Annotated in this window: 17 protein-coding genes; 2 read left to right on the forward strand and 15 right to left on the reverse strand. The window is 44.4% G+C overall.

The window, feature by feature from the left end; genetic code table 11:
* Positions 1 to 8: 8 nt before the first annotated feature.
* The 11 genes from C5Z25_RS04670 to C5Z25_RS04715 form a co-directional block, all read right to left on the reverse strand.
* Positions 9 to 581, reverse strand: coding sequence for a sugar O-acetyltransferase (locus C5Z25_RS04670; protein ID WP_105449076.1), 573 nt, complete (start codon positions 579 to 581; stop codon positions 9 to 11).
* Positions 582 to 675: 94 nt separating this feature from the next.
* Positions 676 to 1659 (reverse strand): zinc-binding dehydrogenase, encoded by a 984-nt coding sequence (locus C5Z25_RS04675; RefSeq protein WP_105451565.1) that lies wholly within the window; start codon positions 1657 to 1659, stop codon positions 676 to 678.
* A 14-nt stretch (positions 1660 to 1673) separates the two neighbouring features.
* Positions 1674 to 2267 carry an NADPH-dependent F420 reductase gene (locus C5Z25_RS04680; RefSeq protein ID WP_105451566.1) on the reverse strand — a complete coding sequence of 198 codons (594 nt, stop codon included), beginning with the start codon at positions 2265 to 2267 and terminating at the stop codon, positions 1674 to 1676.
* A 131-nt stretch (positions 2268 to 2398) separates the two neighbouring features.
* Positions 2399 to 3565, reverse strand: coding sequence for a MalY/PatB family protein (locus C5Z25_RS04685; RefSeq protein ID WP_105451567.1), 1167 nt, complete (start codon positions 3563 to 3565; stop codon positions 2399 to 2401).
* A complete protein-coding gene (locus C5Z25_RS04690; RefSeq protein WP_105451568.1) occupies positions 3555 to 4421 on the reverse strand; it encodes a DUF3737 family protein in 867 nt (288 codons plus the stop codon). The genes C5Z25_RS04685 and C5Z25_RS04690 overlap by 11 nt, the downstream gene beginning before the upstream one ends.
* Before the next feature lie 192 nt (positions 4422 to 4613).
* Complete coding sequence (locus C5Z25_RS12710) at positions 4614 to 4748, reverse strand: hypothetical protein (RefSeq protein ID WP_255414771.1); 135 nt, start codon at positions 4746 to 4748, stop codon at positions 4614 to 4616.
* A 42-nt stretch (positions 4749 to 4790) separates the two neighbouring features.
* Complete coding sequence (locus C5Z25_RS04695) at positions 4791 to 6578, reverse strand: ABC transporter ATP-binding protein (RefSeq protein WP_105451569.1); 1788 nt, start codon at positions 6576 to 6578, stop codon at positions 4791 to 4793.
* A complete protein-coding gene (locus tag C5Z25_RS04700) occupies positions 6578 to 8329 on the reverse strand; it encodes an ABC transporter ATP-binding protein (RefSeq protein WP_105451570.1) in 1752 nt (583 codons plus the stop codon). Before C5Z25_RS04700 ends, C5Z25_RS04695 begins: the two co-directional genes overlap by 1 nt.
* 184 nt (positions 8330 to 8513) lie before the next feature.
* Positions 8514 to 11843 carry a YhgE/Pip domain-containing protein gene (locus tag C5Z25_RS04705; RefSeq protein ID WP_105452841.1) on the reverse strand — a complete coding sequence of 1110 codons (3330 nt, stop codon included), beginning with the start codon at positions 11841 to 11843 and terminating at the stop codon, positions 8514 to 8516.
* Positions 11844 to 11874: 31 nt separating this feature from the next.
* The gene (locus tag C5Z25_RS04710) at positions 11875 to 12432 is read right to left on the reverse strand and encodes a TetR/AcrR family transcriptional regulator (RefSeq protein WP_234002779.1); all 558 of its coding nucleotides are present in this window, start codon (positions 12430 to 12432) and stop codon (positions 11875 to 11877) included.
* An 84-nt stretch (positions 12433 to 12516) separates the two neighbouring features.
* A complete protein-coding gene (locus C5Z25_RS04715; RefSeq protein ID WP_105451571.1) occupies positions 12517 to 12846 on the reverse strand; it encodes an ArsR/SmtB family transcription factor in 330 nt (109 codons plus the stop codon).
* Between the two features lie 182 nt (positions 12847 to 13028).
* On the opposite strand from C5Z25_RS04715, the gene C5Z25_RS04720 reads away from it, so the two are divergent.
* Positions 13029 to 13292 carry a hypothetical protein gene (locus tag C5Z25_RS04720; protein ID WP_105451572.1) on the forward strand — a complete coding sequence of 88 codons (264 nt, stop codon included), beginning with the start codon at positions 13029 to 13031 and terminating at the stop codon, positions 13290 to 13292.
* 517 nt (positions 13293 to 13809) lie between these two features.
* Complete coding sequence (locus tag C5Z25_RS04725; RefSeq protein ID WP_105451573.1) at positions 13810 to 14277, forward strand: VOC family protein; 468 nt, start codon at positions 13810 to 13812, stop codon at positions 14275 to 14277.
* 163 nt (positions 14278 to 14440) lie between these two features.
* Here C5Z25_RS04725 and C5Z25_RS04730 read toward each other — a convergent pair whose 3' ends face one another.
* The 4 genes from C5Z25_RS04730 to C5Z25_RS04745 form a co-directional block, all read right to left on the reverse strand.
* Positions 14441 to 15370: a DNA/RNA non-specific endonuclease gene (locus C5Z25_RS04730; protein ID WP_105451574.1), complete on the reverse strand. Its 930-nt coding sequence runs from the start codon at positions 15368 to 15370 to the stop codon at positions 14441 to 14443.
* Between the two features lie 79 nt (positions 15371 to 15449).
* Positions 15450 to 15995: a GNAT family N-acetyltransferase gene (locus C5Z25_RS04735; protein WP_105451575.1), complete on the reverse strand. Its 546-nt coding sequence runs from the start codon at positions 15993 to 15995 to the stop codon at positions 15450 to 15452.
* A gap of 16 nt (positions 15996 to 16011) precedes the next feature.
* Positions 16012 to 16965 (reverse strand): zinc-binding dehydrogenase, encoded by a 954-nt coding sequence (locus C5Z25_RS04740; RefSeq protein ID WP_105451576.1) that lies wholly within the window; start codon positions 16963 to 16965, stop codon positions 16012 to 16014.
* Between the two features lie 90 nt (positions 16966 to 17055).
* Positions 17056 to 18561, reverse strand: a complete 1506-nt coding sequence (locus C5Z25_RS04745; protein ID WP_105451577.1) for an MFS transporter — start codon at positions 18559 to 18561, stop codon at positions 17056 to 17058.
* Positions 18562 to 18566 lie beyond the last annotated feature (5 nt).

The raw sequence follows: 18566 nt of genomic DNA on the forward strand, positions 1-18566 counted from the left end.
TTGTAAGCTTACTTAGCCGCTGGTTTATTTTCTTTTAAAATACGAGCAGGGTTTCCCACGACAACCACGTTATCTGGAAATGAATGCGTAACCACTGCCCCTGCGCCAACAACCACGTTATTGCCTAACGTCACACCTGGCAAGACCATGGCACTACCACCAATCCACACATCGTTACCAATGGTAATCGGCGCCGTTCGCTCAGCTTCGGTCCGACGTACCGTTGGATCTAACGGATGAACTGGGGTATACAACCCGACTTTCGGCCCAAACTTACAATCATTCCCAATCTTAACGACCCCTTCGTCACAAATCGTCACACCGTGGTTCGCATAAAAATGGTTACCAATCGTAATGTTGACACCATAACTAAATTCAAATGTTGGTTCGACAAAAAAACGGTCTCCAACTGAACGTAAAAGTTTGCGCATGCCGTCATTGCGTTGGTCATTATCGGCCAGCTGATTATAGGTCATAATTTGTGTCCGGACAAAGTTTCGTCGGGCTAACAACAGTGGTGATTCTAGGTACAATTCTCCGTTGATCATTTTTTGATACGCTGGATCATTATCGATTTCCATGCTGAACTTCCTTTAATCTTAAGATACATTAAGCATACCACACTGACCGAACTTGCTGCATGTTAACCCGCAGACTTCGCTCATTTGACACCGGCTAGTCAAGACTAATAACCAACTTACCGACATTTTTTCCAGCTTGCAATTGTTGTAATGCCGTCGCAGCTTCTGAAAATGGCTGTACCGTATCAATCATGGGCGCTAACTTGCCGGCCACAACAAGTTGACCAACATCATGGGTCATCACTGCTAAATCATGAATTTGTAAAGCATCCTTTGACCGGTAAACCCCACCTAAGCTCGATCGAATTAGGGATAGTGCCCGATTATCCAGCTCAATATGTTCAGGATAGCCATCACCAATGGCGACAATCTGACCATTATAAGCCATTCGTTCAGTATCGGCGGCGAGTTCGGCACCACCAATCGTGTTCAGACTGATATCCACCCCTCGGCCCTGCGTCGCTTGTAAAACAGCCGCCGTAACTGATATTTGCTGATAATCAATCACCGTATCAGCACCGACTTGGTCAACTAGTGCTCGTTTTCGCGCTGAAACCGTTGTGATGGTTTGTAACCCTAACAGCTTTGCCAGCTGTAATGCGGCCAAGCCCACGGCGCCACCCCCCGCATGAATCAACACACTATGTGCCGTTTTTAAATTAACTTTTCGATATAACGCTTGATAGGCCGTTAAATTGGCACATAAAATGGCTGCGCCTTGCACGTAACTTAATTCCGCCGGCAAATGTGCCACGCTTGTACTAAGTGTCACCGTATACTCAGCTAAACTACCATTTCGTCGTAAATCACCGTGATAAAAGACCCGGTCACCGACTTCAAAACCCGTCACGGCTGAACCAACCGCACTAACATCACCAGCCACATCAATTCCAATTACATGTGGATACTGCCAATTAGCCCCACCACTGGTGATGACTTTATAATCGACTGGATTTAACCCAACGGCGTGCACTTTAACCTGTAGCTCATCATGTGCTGGCATTGGTTTTGCGACGCTTGCTACCTTTAAATCAGATAATTTTTTCTCATCTGGTGTTGTGATAACCCATGCTTGCAACTACTCGTCCTCCCCTATTCATCGACCTGAACAAAATGTGTATTACCTAAACCACCACCGACCTGCATGACACTACCGCCATGACGGAGTTTACCTAAGTTAACTGGTCGAAAATTCAATGGTCGGACTAAGGCAGCGAATTCTTTTTTGGCCGCAACATCGTCCCCGGCATAGAATAGCACTCGACGACCAGCCCCTGCAACCTGACCCGTCATAAATTCCGGCGGTAACGTATTGAATGCCTTGATTATCCGGGCATTGTTAGCGGCCGCTGCCAATACTTCACTGCCGGTTAACGGTGCCGTCTTAATCCTTTTAAAGTCAGCGGTAAATTGATTCGTCACGTCAACCACAATGCGCTGTTGATAATCCACCACTTGTGATAACACCCCTGATGCTTGTTCAAATGGCACCGCAATGATGACTAGCGGCGCCTGTAAAGCGACTGCGACAGTTACAAATTGAACGTTAGCCGGAAAGTCCTCACGCCGAGCTGATAAGCTTGCCGGTCCTTGCCGCCGACTTAATTTAATTTGATGATCCTGTTGTGCAAAAGTTTGTGCCAACACCGTACCGACAGTGCCGGCTCCAATAATCCCAATTTCCATTGTCATCACCCACCGCTTTCATCGTTTAATTTCATTTTAATAGAAGGGTGATTCTAAGGGAAGTTTCATGCTCCATTGCGTTAACAAAAAAAGCATGAGACAAAAGTTAAATTGTCCCACGCTCCTGCTGATTATTTAGCTTGATAGGCTTCAATGCCTGCTTGTAATCGCTGTAACCCATCCATTAATTCACTCGTCGGACAAGCTAAGTTCAACCGTAAAAAGTGGTTGCCATCACCACGATACACATCCCCAGCCGACAAGAATAACCCAGTCTGTTGGCGAATAAACGTGGCTAACTCGGTCGCATCGGTCGCAATCTGACTAATATCTAACCAAATCAAGTAAGTGGCTTGCGCCTCAATGACTGTAATTGTTGGGATATTCGTCGCAATAAAAGTCTGTAAAGTCCGCTGATTAGCCGCTAACTTAGTCCTTAAGGCAGCAAGCCAAGCATGACCCTCTTGATAAGCGGCAATGCTACCAGGAATCGCAAATGAATTGGGCTCAGCGAGTTCATCATTGTTAATTCCCCGACTCACACGGTCCCGAATCGTCTCATCTGGAATCACCAAGGTAGCCGCATGTAAAGCGGCCACGTTAAACGTCTTGCTAGGCGAAATACAACTGATGCTATTAGCCGCAACCGGCGCCGTTAGTGAAGCGACCGGCGTATATTGGGTGCCATTCAAGGTTAGGTCACAATGAATTTCATCCGCCAATAATAAGACGTGATACTTTAAACAAAGTTCGCCGATACGTTGTAGCGTAGCTCGTGACCAGACGATGCCAATCGGATTATGTGGGTTACATACAATCATCATTGTCGTCAAAGGATCAGCAAGCTTCTGCGCTAAATCATCAAAATCAATTTGATACTGACCAGCACGATCTTGTAAATCGCTAGAAACCGAATGACGGCCATTATTTTCAATCGAGTGATAAAAAATATTATATACGGGAGCTTGTACCAAGACATTATCGCCAACCGCCGTCATTTTTCGCACAATCGATGAAATTGCCGGGACGACGCCGGTACAAAATAGTAGCCAAGCGGTTGGCAACTGAAAGTGATGTTCCTGCCCCCACCAATTGGCGACCGCTGTATAATACGCCGCTGGAATTTCTTCATAACCAAAAATGCCAAACTCTGCTCTTTTTTTCAATGCTGCCGTAATGGCCGGCGCAGTTTTAAAGTCCATATCCGCAATCCACATCGGTAATTCATGAGGCTTAACATGCCACTTAGCCGAATTAGTCTGTCGGCGATCAATCACCGTTTCAAAGTCAAATGGCATGGGGTTCACGACTTTCCGTCGTCACACTAATCACCGTTTGATGGGGATCAATCTCAGGATCATCCATAATAATTTTAGTAATCGCCGGCGCCTGAATCCGCCCACTGATTGGATTTTTAACACTATCAATCGTTGAAACAATCTCAGCATCAATATTGCGACAATATTCAAAGGCTAAATCCGTATTTAATAACGTACAGTTTTCCATTTTAAGCCCATCAATATAACAAAGACCTTGATCACTTTCAATCGTACAATTAACCAAGCGCACGTTTTTAGAGTTCCAACCAAGATACTCGCCAATGATTTTAGAATCATAGACGGTGACATTCTCACAATTCCACAAAGCATCTTTCGTCATCAAAGTGGCGTGATGAATTTCTAAATTCTTAGCACCGTCAAAAGCATAGTTGCCGACTAAGTCGAGCCCATCTATTTTGATGTTTTCACTATTCATCCCAAAATAATCACCGGCGGCCTGAACTGAAGTCATCTCAATATCGCGACAGTTCCATAGGGTTTCTTCGGCGTGTGAAAAGTGGACGTGGTCTAACTTAATCTGACTGGCACGCCGAAATAACTTGGGAGCTTGTAGAGTACTGTTAGTCACCGTAATATCATCGGTATACCAAATCCCAGAGCGTCCCATTTCTTTAAAAATCGAGTTATCTACCTTGATATGACGGCTGTACCACAACGGATACTTCCATTCAAAGATTGACTGTACTAACTCAATCCGTTGACTTTCTTTGAGTGGCGATTCGCCCGCCGCAAAAGTACTGTTTTCAATGTGTAAATCATGCGCCTTGAATAAAGCGCGTTCACCTGTTAATCGTTGTTGTTTAATAGTTTTCATTTTATTAAAAATGCCCCTTTTCCAATCGACATTTAGTCATGTCTAACGAATAGTCTACTAGCTTACAGTGGGACTAAGGCAAGGGGTTTGCCTAAAAAAAATTAAAAAGCGATTGAAACTGTGATTTTCATCGCAGCTTCAACCGCTTCGCTCAACGATTACAGACGTAATCATCAGATTAAGCAAGATACTTTACTTAATTTTCACTTTAAGCTTAATTTTATGTGGCACCGTTGGTTCAAATAGCTGTAAAAGCGCCAGTCCTAAATTAAATCCACTCAAGACTAGCATTAAACCGGCCGTCACGATAGTTATTTTTCGTTGCATTTGTTTCACCCCAGTTAATTTTGACTCTAGCTTAACATGGTTTTAATCCGTATGCGCCGAATTTTGTAATTGAATCATATCGTAATAGTACCCATGTTGCGCCAACAACTCATCATTAGTCCCGCGTTCTACGATTTTTCCTTGATTCAACACTAGAATTAAGTCAGCCTTTTGAATCGTCGATAATCGATGCGCAATGGCAATGGTGGTCCGATTTTCTTGAATCCGATTGAGACCCGTTTGAATCATCGCTTCTGTCTCGGTATCCACGTTGGCAGTCGCTTCATCTAGAATCAAGATTTTCGGATCCGTCACAATCGTCCGTGCAAATGAAATTAATTGCCGCTGACCAGACGAATAACTAGCACCACGTTCAATCACCCGCGATTGGTAGGTCTTGGGTAACTCATCAATAAAGTCATCCGCTTTAACAAACTTAGCTGCTGCCTGGACCTGTTCATCCGAAATCTGTTCATCAAACATCCGAATATTAGAATTGATATCGCCATAAAACATAAAGGGTTCCTGCAAGACGAGACCCATTTTTTGCCGTAATTCTTTGGCCGGATACTCACGAATATCCCGGTCATCAATTAAAACTTCACCGGCTTGGAACTCATAAAAACGCATCAAGACATTAATCGTCGATGTTTTACCACTCCCGGTCTGACCGACTAATGCGACGGTTTGGCCTGGCTCGGCAACAAAAGACACATCTTTTAAAACTGGATTAACCCCATCATAGGCAAAGGTCACGTGTCGAAATTCAATCTTACCACGTGTAATTTTTGCAGTTGGGTCGGCTTGTTGGGCTGGTGCGACAGTCGGATCATCCATCACCCGTAAAACACGTGATCCAGCAACAACCCCATCCTGAAAGTCGGATAGATTATCCATCATTTGCGTCATTGGGTTATAGAAGTTATCCAAATACGTAATAAACGCATACACGACCCCGGCCGCCACGTAACCATTCAAGCCACGGACCCCAAAGAAGCCTAAAATCATGACCGTGCCAAGCGCATAAAATAAGTTAATAATCGGACTAAGTAACAGTGAGTTGGTGCGAATCATCGCTTGTCGCGTCTTAAAGTACGCATCATTTGTCTGATCAAATTCACCATTAATTCGGTGTTCTTGCCGAAATTGTTGAATCACACTAACACCAGTGATAGCTTCACTTAGCTTAGTATTTAATTCGCTTAACCGTTCCCGCATGCGCCGATACACCCGTGAACTATACCGTTGGTAATACCAGATGGTCACTGCCAAAAACGGCATAAATACGAGTAACCACAACGCAATTTCATGATCCGTAAAATACATGGCTAGAAATGATGAAATCACCGCAAAAAAAGCAGTGAATAGTGTATTAAACAGTGCCCAGAAATTTGAAAAGGACATCGTATCATTCGTTAAACGTGACAAAATCGAGCCGCCGGGCACCTGATCAAAATACCGCATGCCCATGCGGTGCAGCTTCTTAAACATTTGCCGCCGAACATTTTCAAGCATGTATTCCGCACCCATTGTACTCGTATAGTTCTGGAAGAATTGCATGATAGCGCGCATCAACATGCCAAAGAAATACAACCCGGCAAAATACCACATGATTGGTAAGGTGGCGTGTCCGATCCGCAAATAACGGTCAATGAACAGTTGTAACACTTTCGGTAAGTAGATATTAACTAAACTAATTAACCCGGACATCACAATTGTAATGACGAAATACCACTTAAATGGTTTGGCATACGCAAAGAGTCGCCGAATCACCGTCAATTGTTCTTTAACCGGCATACTACGCGCCCAAACTGATTGATGTTGTGACATTATTGCACCGCCCCTTCCACTTTAGTTTCAAGCTGTTGGCGATCAAACATCGCACGATACCAGCCATGTTGCGCCATAAGCTCGGCATGTGTCCCACGTTCTGTAATTTGACCAGCTGCCATGACGATAATTTCGTCAGCATTCATGACGGAACTCAAGCGGTGTGCCGCAATAATCGTCGTTTTATCTGCCCGCTCTGCTTTCAAATTCGCTAAAATTTCAGCTTCAGTTTCAGCATCTACAGCTGATAACGCATCGTCTAAAATCAATAATTCTGGATTAATCAATAACGCTCGCGCAATCGCTAATCGTTGCCGTTGACCACCAGAAAGTGATATGCCTTCTTCACCAACTTGCGTATCATAACCAGCTGCCATCCCGGCAATCTGACTACTTAAATCACTTTTAGCAGCGACCGCTTCAACAGTCGTTTGACTCACCTTAGGATCAGCGAATCGAATATTTTCACGAATCGTATTCGAAAACAGAAAGCTATCTTGTGGCACGTAGCCAATCGCTGGCAAATAGCTATCCAAAGCATAGTCTTTAATATCATGACCACCATAACTAATCTGGCCAGCATAATTATCAAATTCGCGCAAAATTAAGCGCATAATCGTTGATTTACCTGCACCAACGCGGCCAACAATCCCTAAGGTCTGGCCCGCCTTCAAGTCAAAATGGACTTCTTTCAAGCTAGTGCCGTCATCATTAGGATAATTAAATTGATTAATTTGATAATGTAAATCACCACTTGGCCGTTGCTGCAACCCATCTTGGCGATCCACAATGGCACTAGTCTGATTTAACAATTCCATGACCCGATCATAAGAAGCATTCCCACGTTCCATGGTATTAAACAGCATGCCAACCGCAAACATCGGCCACACCATCATCCCTAAATACGTAATGAATGACACTAAATTACCAATCGTAATCACCTGATTAGTCACATACAAGCCACCTAAAATAATTGTGGCCGCATATGATACTGCAATAATTAACGTAATTGCCGGATCGAATAAGGAATCTAAAAAGTTCACGTGTCGATTAATTTTAATAGTCCGATCAACCTGTTGATCAAAGTCTGCCACGTCCGCCTTTTCCTGGCCCAACGCCTTAATCACTTTAATGCCACTAATACTTTCTTGCGCTTTATTATTTAAACGTGAAAAAGCCGCTTGAGAATCCCGGAACGCCACATGAATCTTACGACCCAAGTACCGTGAGACCACCGCTAACAATGGAAATGGCACCACCGCAATTACCGTTAATCGCCAATCAATCAAGGTCATCATCGCGATTAAAGTTGTCCCACCGGTAATAATGGAATCTGCGAACTGCAAAATACCACCACCGGCGACTCGTTCAACCGCCGTTAAATCATTGGTGGCGTGCGCCATCAAGTCCCCAGTTCGATACTGTTGATAAAAGGTCGCATCCATCTTCATAAAATGACTAAACAACCGTTCTCGCAAAGTACGCTCCAAGCCAGCGGCACCACCCCAGATTGCATTGCGCCATAAATAACGTGTTAAATACTGGCCGACCGCCGCAACGGCAATAATCGCTAAATAGATGGTTAGTGAGTGAGCTGTTAACGTATGCTGATTAATACCATCCACCACATTCCCAATAATTCGTGGGGGGACGACGCCAATAATAGCCGTTAAAATCAGGCCAATGACGCCCGCGAGATAAAGCTTCCATTCACGCCGAAAATACCACCCTAATTTTAGAAAAATACTCAATTTTGCACCTCCAACTAATGAAATTAAAATTTAATGAAACAATCATTAATATTACCACATTCGGTGATTAGACGACCTAATGTTGTTCGAACTTGCGGGGATTGGCTCAAGTCGACTAAACAGAAAAAGCGGCGATAACCAACCTTAACCTGTTGATTATCGCCGCTTTTTAAATTGCTGACACCTATTTACCAGCTTTCATCTGGATTGATGCCGTTGTTGGTTCTTGGAGATTGCGCTTTTTAAGTAGGACCATTGACCCCCAGAGAAGGACCAAGGCGCCAATTGTAAAGCTCAGTAACATGACAATTGAGGAGACATAGGTACTGCTGCCCCAACCACCGGTAATTGATTGCCGGAATGCTAAGATGGAATAAGTTAATGGGAGATATGGATGAATCGCATTGAAGAACGAGTTCGTGATTTCCATTGGGAACGTCCCACCAGAACCACCTAGTTGCAACATCAACAAGACCATCGCTAAGAAGCGCCCTGGATTATCCAGCAACATCGACAAGAACATGACGATAAACATCGAGGCCAACGCAATCATAATCGCCGTAGTAAAGTAACCCACCATACTAATTGGTTTTAACCCCACGATTAACAACGCAACACACTCGATAATCGCCATTAAGACTGCCACTGGGGCGCCTACCGCAACCTTACTAAAGAACCATTGTGTCGCCGTACCATCATCATCCGCAATCCGTCGAATTGGATAGGCAAAGTTAAAGACAATCGCCCCAACGTAAAGTGCCAATGACAAGACATATGGTGCTAAGGCATGGCCATAGTTAGGCACATAACTGTAATTAGAATGCGTCAATTTCGATGGCGTCGCAAACATTTGTGCGTTTGCACTCTTCAACGGTGTTGCATTAACCGTATCGGCGCCACTTTGTAAGGATTCCGCCAAGGTCGCATTACCCTTTTTAATCTTTTTAGTGCCGCTTAATAATTTAGGTGAATTCGTGTCCAATTGATCGGCACCATCAGCTAATTGTTGAACGCCGTCAGTCAATTGGCCGGTACTCCCTTGTAAAGTCTGTAGCCCAGTATTTAATTGACTTGCCCCAGTATCCAATTGTTGGACGCCAGAAACTAAAGTTGGCACTTGGGTATTGAGCGTATTTAAGCCGGCCGTCACCTGACTAGACCCGCCAAACAATTGCGCCACGCCACTCACTAACACCGGAACTTGACTGTTCAAAGTGGTTAACCCACCCGTGACTTGGCCAGAACCAGCAGTGACTTGATTAGAGCCAGCAAATAATTGTGCAACACCCGCAACTAACGTTGGAACTTGAGTATTAAGTTGCGCATTACCAGCAGCAATTTGGCTGGCACCGCTGTTCAAGGCAGCCGAATTAGACGCCACCGTCTGGGCACCAGTGCTTAACTGACTAATTGCGCCAGTCAAGGCAGGAACGGCCCCATTAACGGCCGTCAAGCCATAGTTCAATTGACCGGCACCCGTGTTAAGTGCTGTATTTTGAGCCGTCAAAGCTTGAGTACCCACCGTTACCTTATTGGCCCCACTGGCTAAGACATCAATCCCACTCGTTAATGCGGGGACTTGACTGCTCAAGTTCGTCATGCCGGTACTTAACGCATTGGCACTCTGTTGGAGCTCTGTTAAGTAACTTGTAATTTTACTAGAACCTTGGCCTAAGGTATCGACTGTGCTCGTCATCTCAGCTGATTCTGAGACTAACGTGTTAACCCCTTTTTCGAGAGTGTTAAACTGCTCTTCGAGACCCTTAAACTCAGTCACTAAACTGGCTGGTTGATTGGACGCAGTCTGTTGTAATTTAGCCATATTGGCCGTCAAAGCTTGCGCTGCTTGAGTATTCGTCGCTGACTTAGTTGTCGTCGTTGATTTCACACTCGCTAAGCTGGTTTCCAGTGCTTTAACTTGGTCATCAGTTAAATGTTGTGACGTTTTCAATGCTTCAATCTTGGCATTGATTTGTTGGGTCACATCATTATCCTGACTAGTAATCGTCGTGGCTGTTAATTGATCGACATTAGCTTGCATATCATGCATAACCGTCGCCATGGCCGTCGAATTCGTAGGTTGTGAACCGGCCGCTAATTGTTTCTCGACTTGCGCCAAGGCTTTAGCCATCTGACTCATGCCAGTCTGTAAATCCTGAATTTTTTGCTTGTTTGTCTCACTTGTACTGGTGGCATAGAGCTGATTCAACCCATTACTAATCTGACTATTGCTAGCCTTAATACCACCGATACCCGAACTTATACCAGCTGTCCCATTTGCCAGAGCTTTAGCCTGGGTGGGTAAACTACTCGTTTTTGTTTGTAAGCTAGCTAACCCATCACTGACTTGTTTGGCGCCATTGCTAGCATCCGATACCCCGTTAGTATAGGTCGTTAAACCATTTGCTAAGGTTTTCGAACCATCATTTAATGTTTTCACGGTCGTCGATAGTTCTCCGGTTTGGCTATTTAGCGTCCGGAGGCCCGATGACACTTGATAGACACCATCCGTATAACTAACCAAGTTAACGGCTAGCGCCTGTGACCCATCGGCTAAGGTCACAACGCCATCCGCCAACGTCCCCGTTTTACTATTTAACGTCTGGAGACCGTCAGTCACTTGTTTAGATCCACTCGTGACTTGACTGGAACCACTCGCTAGCTTAGTTACGCCGCTCGCTAAGGTCCCCGTCTTGCCATTTAACGTTTGTAACCCTGTCGTGACTTGTCCAGAACCATCCGCTAACTTGGTTACACCACTCGCTAAGGCACCGGTACTATCATTTAACGTATCGAGGCCCGTTTGTAAGGCACTGCCACCATTTGCTAACTTAGCAATGCCAGCCGGTAATTGCTGAACCTTGGTGTTAAGTTCCGTCGTGCCATCCTTTAAAGTATGCACGCCGGTCGTATATGTCGTCAGCCCGGATTGGAGTTCAACGCCACCGTTCTTTAGTTGCGTCGCCCCATCGGCTGCTTGGCTGAAACCCTCGCCAGCCGTTTTCACTTGTTTAAACATTGCTAAGGCATAAGCTTTCGTCACGGCCGCTCGGACATTTTGATTCAATTGAGTGGCCCCAGCATCACTAATCACTTTAGCAATGTAATTCAACGACGCATTAGTCGCATAATGCAGTTTCATTGTTTGCGGCTGATTACTGGTTACCGTCGTTGCGTGTTGTGAAAAATTGGCCGGAATGGTGACGACCGTATAATATTTGTGCGTTGCTAATCCATTTTTAGCCTTTTTAGCTGAAACAAAGTGCCAACCAAGTTGGTCATTTTTCTTTAGGTTAGTCACCAACTGTTCACCGACCGCAAAGCGCTTGCCTTGATAGTTCACAGCTTTATCTTGATTAACAACCGCCACTGGTAACTTCTTAGTATCCCCATAAGGATCCCAAACTGAAGTTAGAAAAAACACACTGTATAAAAATGGAATTAAAATCATGACTGAAACTGAAATCCATAGAATCTTGTTATGACGAATTGATCGCCATTCCCCGCTAATCATTTTCAAAACATCGAGCCTTCCTTCAAAGTAATTAAATTGATTGTTGTTCTAGTGAGAAAAAAGTTGCTAAGGTGCGTTCAATCGCTAATTGCGTTTGAACGGACGCCCCATCAATTCCCTCACTACTGAGCCATTGCACGATACTCGTAATAGCGCCACTAACCAGATACGCCGTTAAATCTGGTTCCGATGCGGTCCGCATCATCATTAGAACCCGATCAGTAGCCCCAGTTTGCGCAATTGTTAAAAAACAATCATTGATGACCCGCTGCGAGCGATTATTATCGCCTTCCGTATTCGTCACCAATAAATGCCGTAACACTTGCGTATGGGTCCCAATAAATTGGGCCATTACGGCCGAACCGACTGCATTAGTTTGTTCGGCCGCCAGTAATTCAGCCAGCGTATGCATGACCATTTGCGTCAACAAGTTGAATTTATCTGTATAGTACCGATAAAAACTACTCCGATGAATCAAAGCCTGCGTGCATATCTGCTCAACCGTAATTTGTGACATTGATCGCTGCTCTAATAATTGATACATCGCACGTTGCAAATCCAACTCCGTACGAATAGAAATTGTAACCACCCCATTTTTTGATTCTTATATTCGAATATTAGAATGTAATAGACCGAAAACAACGCTGCTCCCGCGGCAACGCTTGGACTAGTCCTATTGTAAATATGGCTTTTGCTTCAAATCTTCCCGTAACGTATGAATTAAATGTTCGACCTTAGTTAGTGGACCGTCAAAAGTCACGTGATAATAATTACGAGTCCCCTGCCGTTCAACACTAACAAAATGATGATCTTTTAACGTCTTAAGTTGATGGGAAACGGCTGGTTGTGAAATTTGCATGATTTTAGTTAATTCACCAACCGTTAATCCTTTAGCATGCTGCGTTAACTCAATCATAATCTGTTGACGACGTTCGTCCGCCAGCACTTCAAAAATCGGAATTGTCTCGCGGAATTCTTTCAGTGCCGCCTCGTTTCGGTCCATATTAAAGGCCCCTTTCATTCTTCCGTTCAAATATTAGAATGTATCAATATTAACCCGAATAAATGATTTTTGCAACACTTCATTTAAATTGTCTGATTCTAAAACAACTCCTGATAATTGCGCTGTTTATTAGCGATGATAGCGATTACAATCAGAAGTAATTAATTTGGAGGTGTGACCTCATGAAACCATTACGTCAAGATGCTATTATTCAACGTTTATTACTCGTCACCGGGATTTGGCTGATTGTCCAACTCATCCTGCTCCCTTATACCTTGCATCAAAATGATACTGTGTTACTTTTTTCAAGTTTTGCGTTACTCGCCATTATGGTCGGTATCTTAGGACTCGACAGTTATCGCGCTTGGAAACAGCGCTTGAACTGGGCCTTTGCTGGCATTGATCTGCTACTTTTAATTGTCATTGCGAGCTTACTATTATGGTGATCTCGTACTTTCAGTCAATTTGGTAGTGAATCAAAATCCTTTTATCGCTAAAAATCCCGCTAATCACGTAAGGTTTGCAGGATTTTTTAACATATGCCACCTTAGCGATAAACAACAAAAAAACGCCTAACCAATTAGTCAGACGTTCCAAGGGGATCGTACAATCACACGATCGCATCACAATCACCGGTTGGGAGACCAGCTGATTGCTATGGAAAAGCCACTAGTCGTTCTGGGAAGGATTAACTAGTGATCGAGATTTAGATTGTTAAGCGCTACTTGTCAATATAAAATAAAACGAATAAATTGCTATTAACGGCGGTAAGCAACGCTATGTCTAATAGTATAAACACATTTTAAAACTTGACCAGCATCGATTCAACCAGTCTGTCGCGGAATACGACAATTTTCATGAATTGTCTTTCCAACGCAATTGCAGATTGCTGTTTTATCGCCAATGGTAACGGTTAATGCTACAATCAACTTGTTACCATTAATCTATCTTGGAGATGACTTAATGCAATCACAACTTTATCCTTATCTCGCTTTTGAAAACGCTAAGACAGCCATTGCTTACTATCAACGGGTATTTGGTGCCACCGACATTTATCGCCTGAGTCCTACGCCTGAACAAGCGCAGCAATTTGGCCTGCCCGCTGACGCCGACCTCAATAATCTCACCATGCACGCTGGCTTTTCAATTCTAGGAACTAAATTTGAATGTGCGGATGCCTTTCAAGGAACACCTAAACCGTCTGCACAAATTACGCTCATGTTGGATATTAATAGTGAAGATGCGGCTAGTGCCCAAGCAGCCACTGCCTTTTATCAACAGCTCGTTGATTCCGGTGAAGTCACCATTACCATGCCATTTGAAACTCAGTTCTGGGGTGGTAAAATGGGCCAATTCACGGATGCTTTTGGCATTACTTGGATGTTACACACATCGCCTTGGTCAATTGCCGCTGACCATCAACCCTCATAAACCCTTTTAGTAACGCATTTGGCTAACAACCAATTGCGTTTTTTAGTCACTAAAATTCAGCTTATCCCACAAAAAAATTGGCGGTCATTTGCCAAAACTGGAATGACCGCCAATTTCATGTTAACACTTACAAACTAACCCATTTTTGTCTCACGTTAATTAATTACTGTACCGCTTTTTTGACAAATTTATAACCGTACTTATATAACTCTTTTTCAACTTGTTTGGACGTTGTCGTTTGACTCGTTGACCGACTAGCAGCGGTATTGGTACTACTGTTAATTCGGTCGGCACCAGCCACCTGCATGTTCGCATCCGCTTTACCACGTCCGGTGGCATAGTCGAAACTCACACCGGGCTCAACATTCCAAATATAAACATTGAAATTGACACTACCATCCGTTGAAATCGCTTGTGACCAGTAACCACGTGGCATTAATTCATTCCCACGAAAAACCGTAGTCACCCGATAGATGACTTTTTTGCCCTGTTCTAAAGCCGTTCGAACTTGGTTCTCATAAATCTGCATGGTTTGCTGATTAGAATAGGCCGTTTGGGTCGCTAAGTTCTTAGGATTATCCAGGCTCCCCGCTTCACCAGCCTGATATTGCCCATCATTCGTCAAATTAAATGAAATCGTATAGGCAATTAAATGGCCTCGATTTTGCGGGTAAACCCGTTTGCCATTAACCGTAATTGGTTGATTATGCCAACCTGTTGGGCTCCATGTTTGCGCGGTACGGCCCGCAGACTTGCCAAGATTAGCCTGACTTAAATAAGCGGTATCGGTCGTTGTCCGGTTCAATTGATCGAGATTACCATAATCAATCTTTGACTTTTTCCATAAACTTGCTTGCAAGGTGCTTTTACCACTATTAACTTTTATTGCTGCCGCACCACCGGACTGGTAGGTTTGATTTGCTAAGCTGGCATAGGTTCCCGCCACGGTTGAATTCGCCGGCGCACTTGCGGTTGTCGAGTGCGTCGAACTGGTATCACTTGTTAAAGTATCGATTGCCCGACATCCGCTGAGCACTAACATTAGCCCTAAAACGCCCAATAATTGCCACCATCGCTGGCTTCTTTTTCTCATTATACATTCCCGCCCCATCTTTTTTAACTACTGTATCTATGATACCGTATTTTAGATAGGGGAACAAACGTTTTATTAATTATTCTGACTGACGTAATTTTTGCCAATCTGTGCGCAAAATACCGTACTTCAGTGAATCATAATAATGCCCCTGCCAGTAACGCACTTGCGGAATCCGGGCTTCTAAGTTGAGCCCCACCGTAACAGCTAATTGCATCATCCGCTGATTGCCAGACCAAGTGGTTAACCCCAGATGTGGCACGGTCATGGTTGCAAACAAATGATCTAACCATAGGGTCAACGCTTGTCGGCCGACCTGGTGTCCCCAAACTTGCTCATCATAAATAATAATTCCTACCTCTAGCCAACGTTTTAGGTCACCATCGACAAAATGATAATTAACCCCACCAACCAGCGTTCCGTCGACGGTAATAATCCAATTGCGCGGGGTTATCACCCAATCTCTCGGCCCAATGATTGTTTCAAAATCAGTTTGCTGCGGTAATCTATCATGAAAATACGGTCCATTCCACTTTAACCATTCTGCTTGTGGATTACTGAAACCGCGATGCCATAGCTCACTTAGTTCCGTCATTTTAACAGGACGAATCTGTACCTCCGTCATTTTTATCCCTCCTTAATTAAGGTAGGACGACGACTTTACCAAAACTATGTTGACTCGCTAAATAAGTATGAGCCGCTTGAATTTCAGCTAATTTAAACGTTTTGACAGGGCGCACGTCAATCTTTTTCTGGGCAATAACTTGTAACAAAGCATCCAGCCGCGGTTGATCAACATCACCCGAATAAAAACTCGTTAAATAAGCCCCATTAGGAATGCGCATGATTGGATCAAATTGATCTAACGTCCAAACACCGCCTAGTTGACCGGTCGAGCTCACAATCCCACCCGGTTGTAAATGTTGCAACGAATCAGGTACCGTCGCTGGGCCAATTAAATCTAAAACACGGTCGAAACGTTGGTCCGTCGCTAGCTTACCGTCAGTTTCGATAACAACTTCATCAAACCCATGCGCCAACATCAACGCCTTTTTAGACAAGCTCCGACTGCTACCGACCACTTTTAAGTCCGGTTGCATGCCATGGGCTAGCTTAGCAGCACTCACACCGACACCACTAGTCCCGCCCCGGATGAGTAACGATTGCTGCGGCGCTAATCTTAACCCTAACAACGCCCCATAAGCGGTATAAAAAGTTTCGGGAATCGCTGCCAATTCAGCCCAATTTAACGTCGTCGTTACCGGATAAAGTTGCGCATTCGGTACCAACACATAGTCGGCATAACTGCCATCAAAGGCCCGGCCCATTTCGCCCATTATCGAAATTGCCGTCTGCCCGATTGGCAGGTGCGTTGCATCCGTGGTTTCAGCAATCACACCGACCGCTTCAATCCCTAAGATACGTGGGAACTTAACCGATGGTGACTTGCCTTGACGTGTAAATACTTCAGAATGATTAATCCCAAAACCTTTGACCTGCAATAGGGACCAACCAGCCTTTAAAGTTGGCTTGGGTACCTCAGTATAAGTTAAAACTTCCGGCCCACCTGGCTGGCTCACAACGACTGCTTTCATACGACTGCCTCCACTTGTAACTATTTTAGTTACATTAATTATAACGAAAAGTGCGCCAGACGCAAGCCCAACGCACTTTAATTCAGTCATTTAATTCAGATGATGCTTTAAATTCAAACTATGTTGGCGTCGTCGGCCAACGCGAGACTGTCGAAAACCGAACACATTAATGACTAAGCCCAACACCAGTAACCCGAAGGCTAAGCCCATGATGTGATGCAAGCCTGTATATAAAATTACCCGCATTGCTGGTATCAACTGTGCTGGTAACGCTCGTGCACTGGTCGCATCACTCAACTGATTCAACATTGTCATGGTAATTTTACCCTGTGCTTGCCGGACCCCCGTCGTCAACGCTTGATTTAAAACGACACTATAGATAGACGCCATAAAGGTCTGCCCTAGCATCCGCACCAATAGACTAAACGACGTCGCAATCGGGACATCGCGGTGCGCGGCCTGTTGTTGCACACTCACTTGTAAGACCGTAAAACAAATGCCAATTCCGGCCCCTTGAAAGGCACCCGCTAGTAATAACCACCCATAACTCGTGTTGGCACCAGCCATCACTAACAAGCCACACGAGATTAACAAACTAGTAAATCCAATCATCACAATCTTACGTGTCGACCATTTGCGATCTAAGTTGGAACTCCATTGCGCGCCCATAAAGTTCGTAATTGACCCTGGAATCTGGGTTACACCACCAATCACAGCGGTCGTCCCTAACAACCCCTGCGCCCACATTGGCACGTATACGTTGAAGCCCACAAAGAATCCATAAATTAAAAAAAACATCCCAAAGGCCGCCACTAAATACCGATTTTTAAATAAACGACTCGGGATAATCGGATCACTGGCCCGCCGTTCAACCACTAATAAGGCCCCTAATAAGCCGACCGCTAGCATTAGAATCAATCCGACCCCCAAGGGGGCAATTTTACCGATCATTTCAATGCCAACTAGTAAGCTCACTAATCCACTCGTCAAGCACAGTGCGCCTAAATAATCGACTTTCAAATGTGTTGCCGTGAGCTTAGGCGCTTGGTACAACCAATGAATAATTGCAATCGAAGCGAGACCAATCGGCACATTAATATAAAAGACCCAGTGCCAACCAAAGTTATCCACAATAAAGCCACCCACTAAGGGCCCGATAATTGCGGCAGTACTAAAACTGGCAGTGACATAGCCAAATACTTTACCGCGCTTGACCGGATCTTTGTAAATTTCCGCATATATAATATACGGAATCGCAGTCATGCCACCACTGCCGATGCCCATTACGGTCCGGGCAATAATTAGAAAGATAATATTAGGTGCTAACCCTTCCAATAAAGCCCCCAAAACAAAAATCAATGTTGAAATTTGATAGGCTCGTTTATTGCCCACACGTTCACCAAACTTACTCCAGAGTGGCGTGGTTACGGCACCTCCTAATAAAAACACCGCAACAATCCACCCCATGAGCTGAATCCCATGTAGATCACTAATAATTGCTGGTAATGCTGTACTAATAATGGTACTGTCCAAGCCATTCATCGCATTGGACAACAATAATGCAATCGTTACAATCATAACTACCCTTTTTGACACCGAAC

It is taken from the genome of Lactobacillus sp. CBA3605, assembly GCF_002970915.1.
Classification (GTDB): domain Bacteria; phylum Bacillota; class Bacilli; order Lactobacillales; family Lactobacillaceae; genus Lactiplantibacillus.

Excerpts from the sequence above, each read along its gene's own strand:
- C5Z25_RS04670 (WP_105449076.1), bottom strand. The coding sequence starts at position 581 with ATGGAAATCGATAATGATCCAGCGTATCAAAAAATGATCAACGGAGAA.
- C5Z25_RS04680 (WP_105451566.1), bottom strand. The coding sequence starts at position 2,267 with ATGGAAATTGGGATTATTGGAGCCGGCACTGTCGGTACGGTGTTGGCA.
- C5Z25_RS04685 (WP_105451567.1), bottom strand. The coding sequence starts at position 3,565 with ATGCCATTTGACTTTGAAACGGTGATTGATCGCCGACAGACTAATTCG.
- C5Z25_RS04690 (WP_105451568.1), bottom strand. The coding sequence starts at position 4,421 with ATGAAAACTATTAAACAACAACGATTAACAGGTGAACGCGCTTTATTC.
- C5Z25_RS12710 (WP_255414771.1), bottom strand. The coding sequence starts at position 4,748 with ATGCAACGAAAAATAACTATCGTGACGGCCGGTTTAATGCTAGTCTTG.
- C5Z25_RS04695 (WP_105451569.1), bottom strand. The coding sequence starts at position 6,578 with ATGTCACAACATCAATCAGTTTGGGCGCGTAGTATGCCGGTTAAAGAA.
- C5Z25_RS04705 (WP_105452841.1), bottom strand. The coding sequence starts at position 11,843 with ATGATTAGCGGGGAATGGCGATCAATTCGTCATAACAAGATTCTATGG.
- C5Z25_RS04715 (WP_105451571.1), bottom strand. The coding sequence starts at position 12,846 with ATGGACCGAAACGAGGCGGCACTGAAAGAATTCCGCGAGACAATTCCG.
- C5Z25_RS04720 (WP_105451572.1), top strand. The coding sequence starts at position 13,029 with ATGAAACCATTACGTCAAGATGCTATTATTCAACGTTTATTACTCGTC.
- C5Z25_RS04725 (WP_105451573.1), top strand. The coding sequence starts at position 13,810 with ATGCAATCACAACTTTATCCTTATCTCGCTTTTGAAAACGCTAAGACA.
- C5Z25_RS04730 (WP_105451574.1), bottom strand. The coding sequence starts at position 15,370 with ATGAGAAAAAGAAGCCAGCGATGGTGGCAATTATTGGGCGTTTTAGGG.
- C5Z25_RS04735 (WP_105451575.1), bottom strand. The coding sequence starts at position 15,995 with ATGACGGAGGTACAGATTCGTCCTGTTAAAATGACGGAACTAAGTGAG.
- C5Z25_RS04740 (WP_105451576.1), bottom strand. The coding sequence starts at position 16,965 with ATGAAAGCAGTCGTTGTGAGCCAGCCAGGTGGGCCGGAAGTTTTAACT.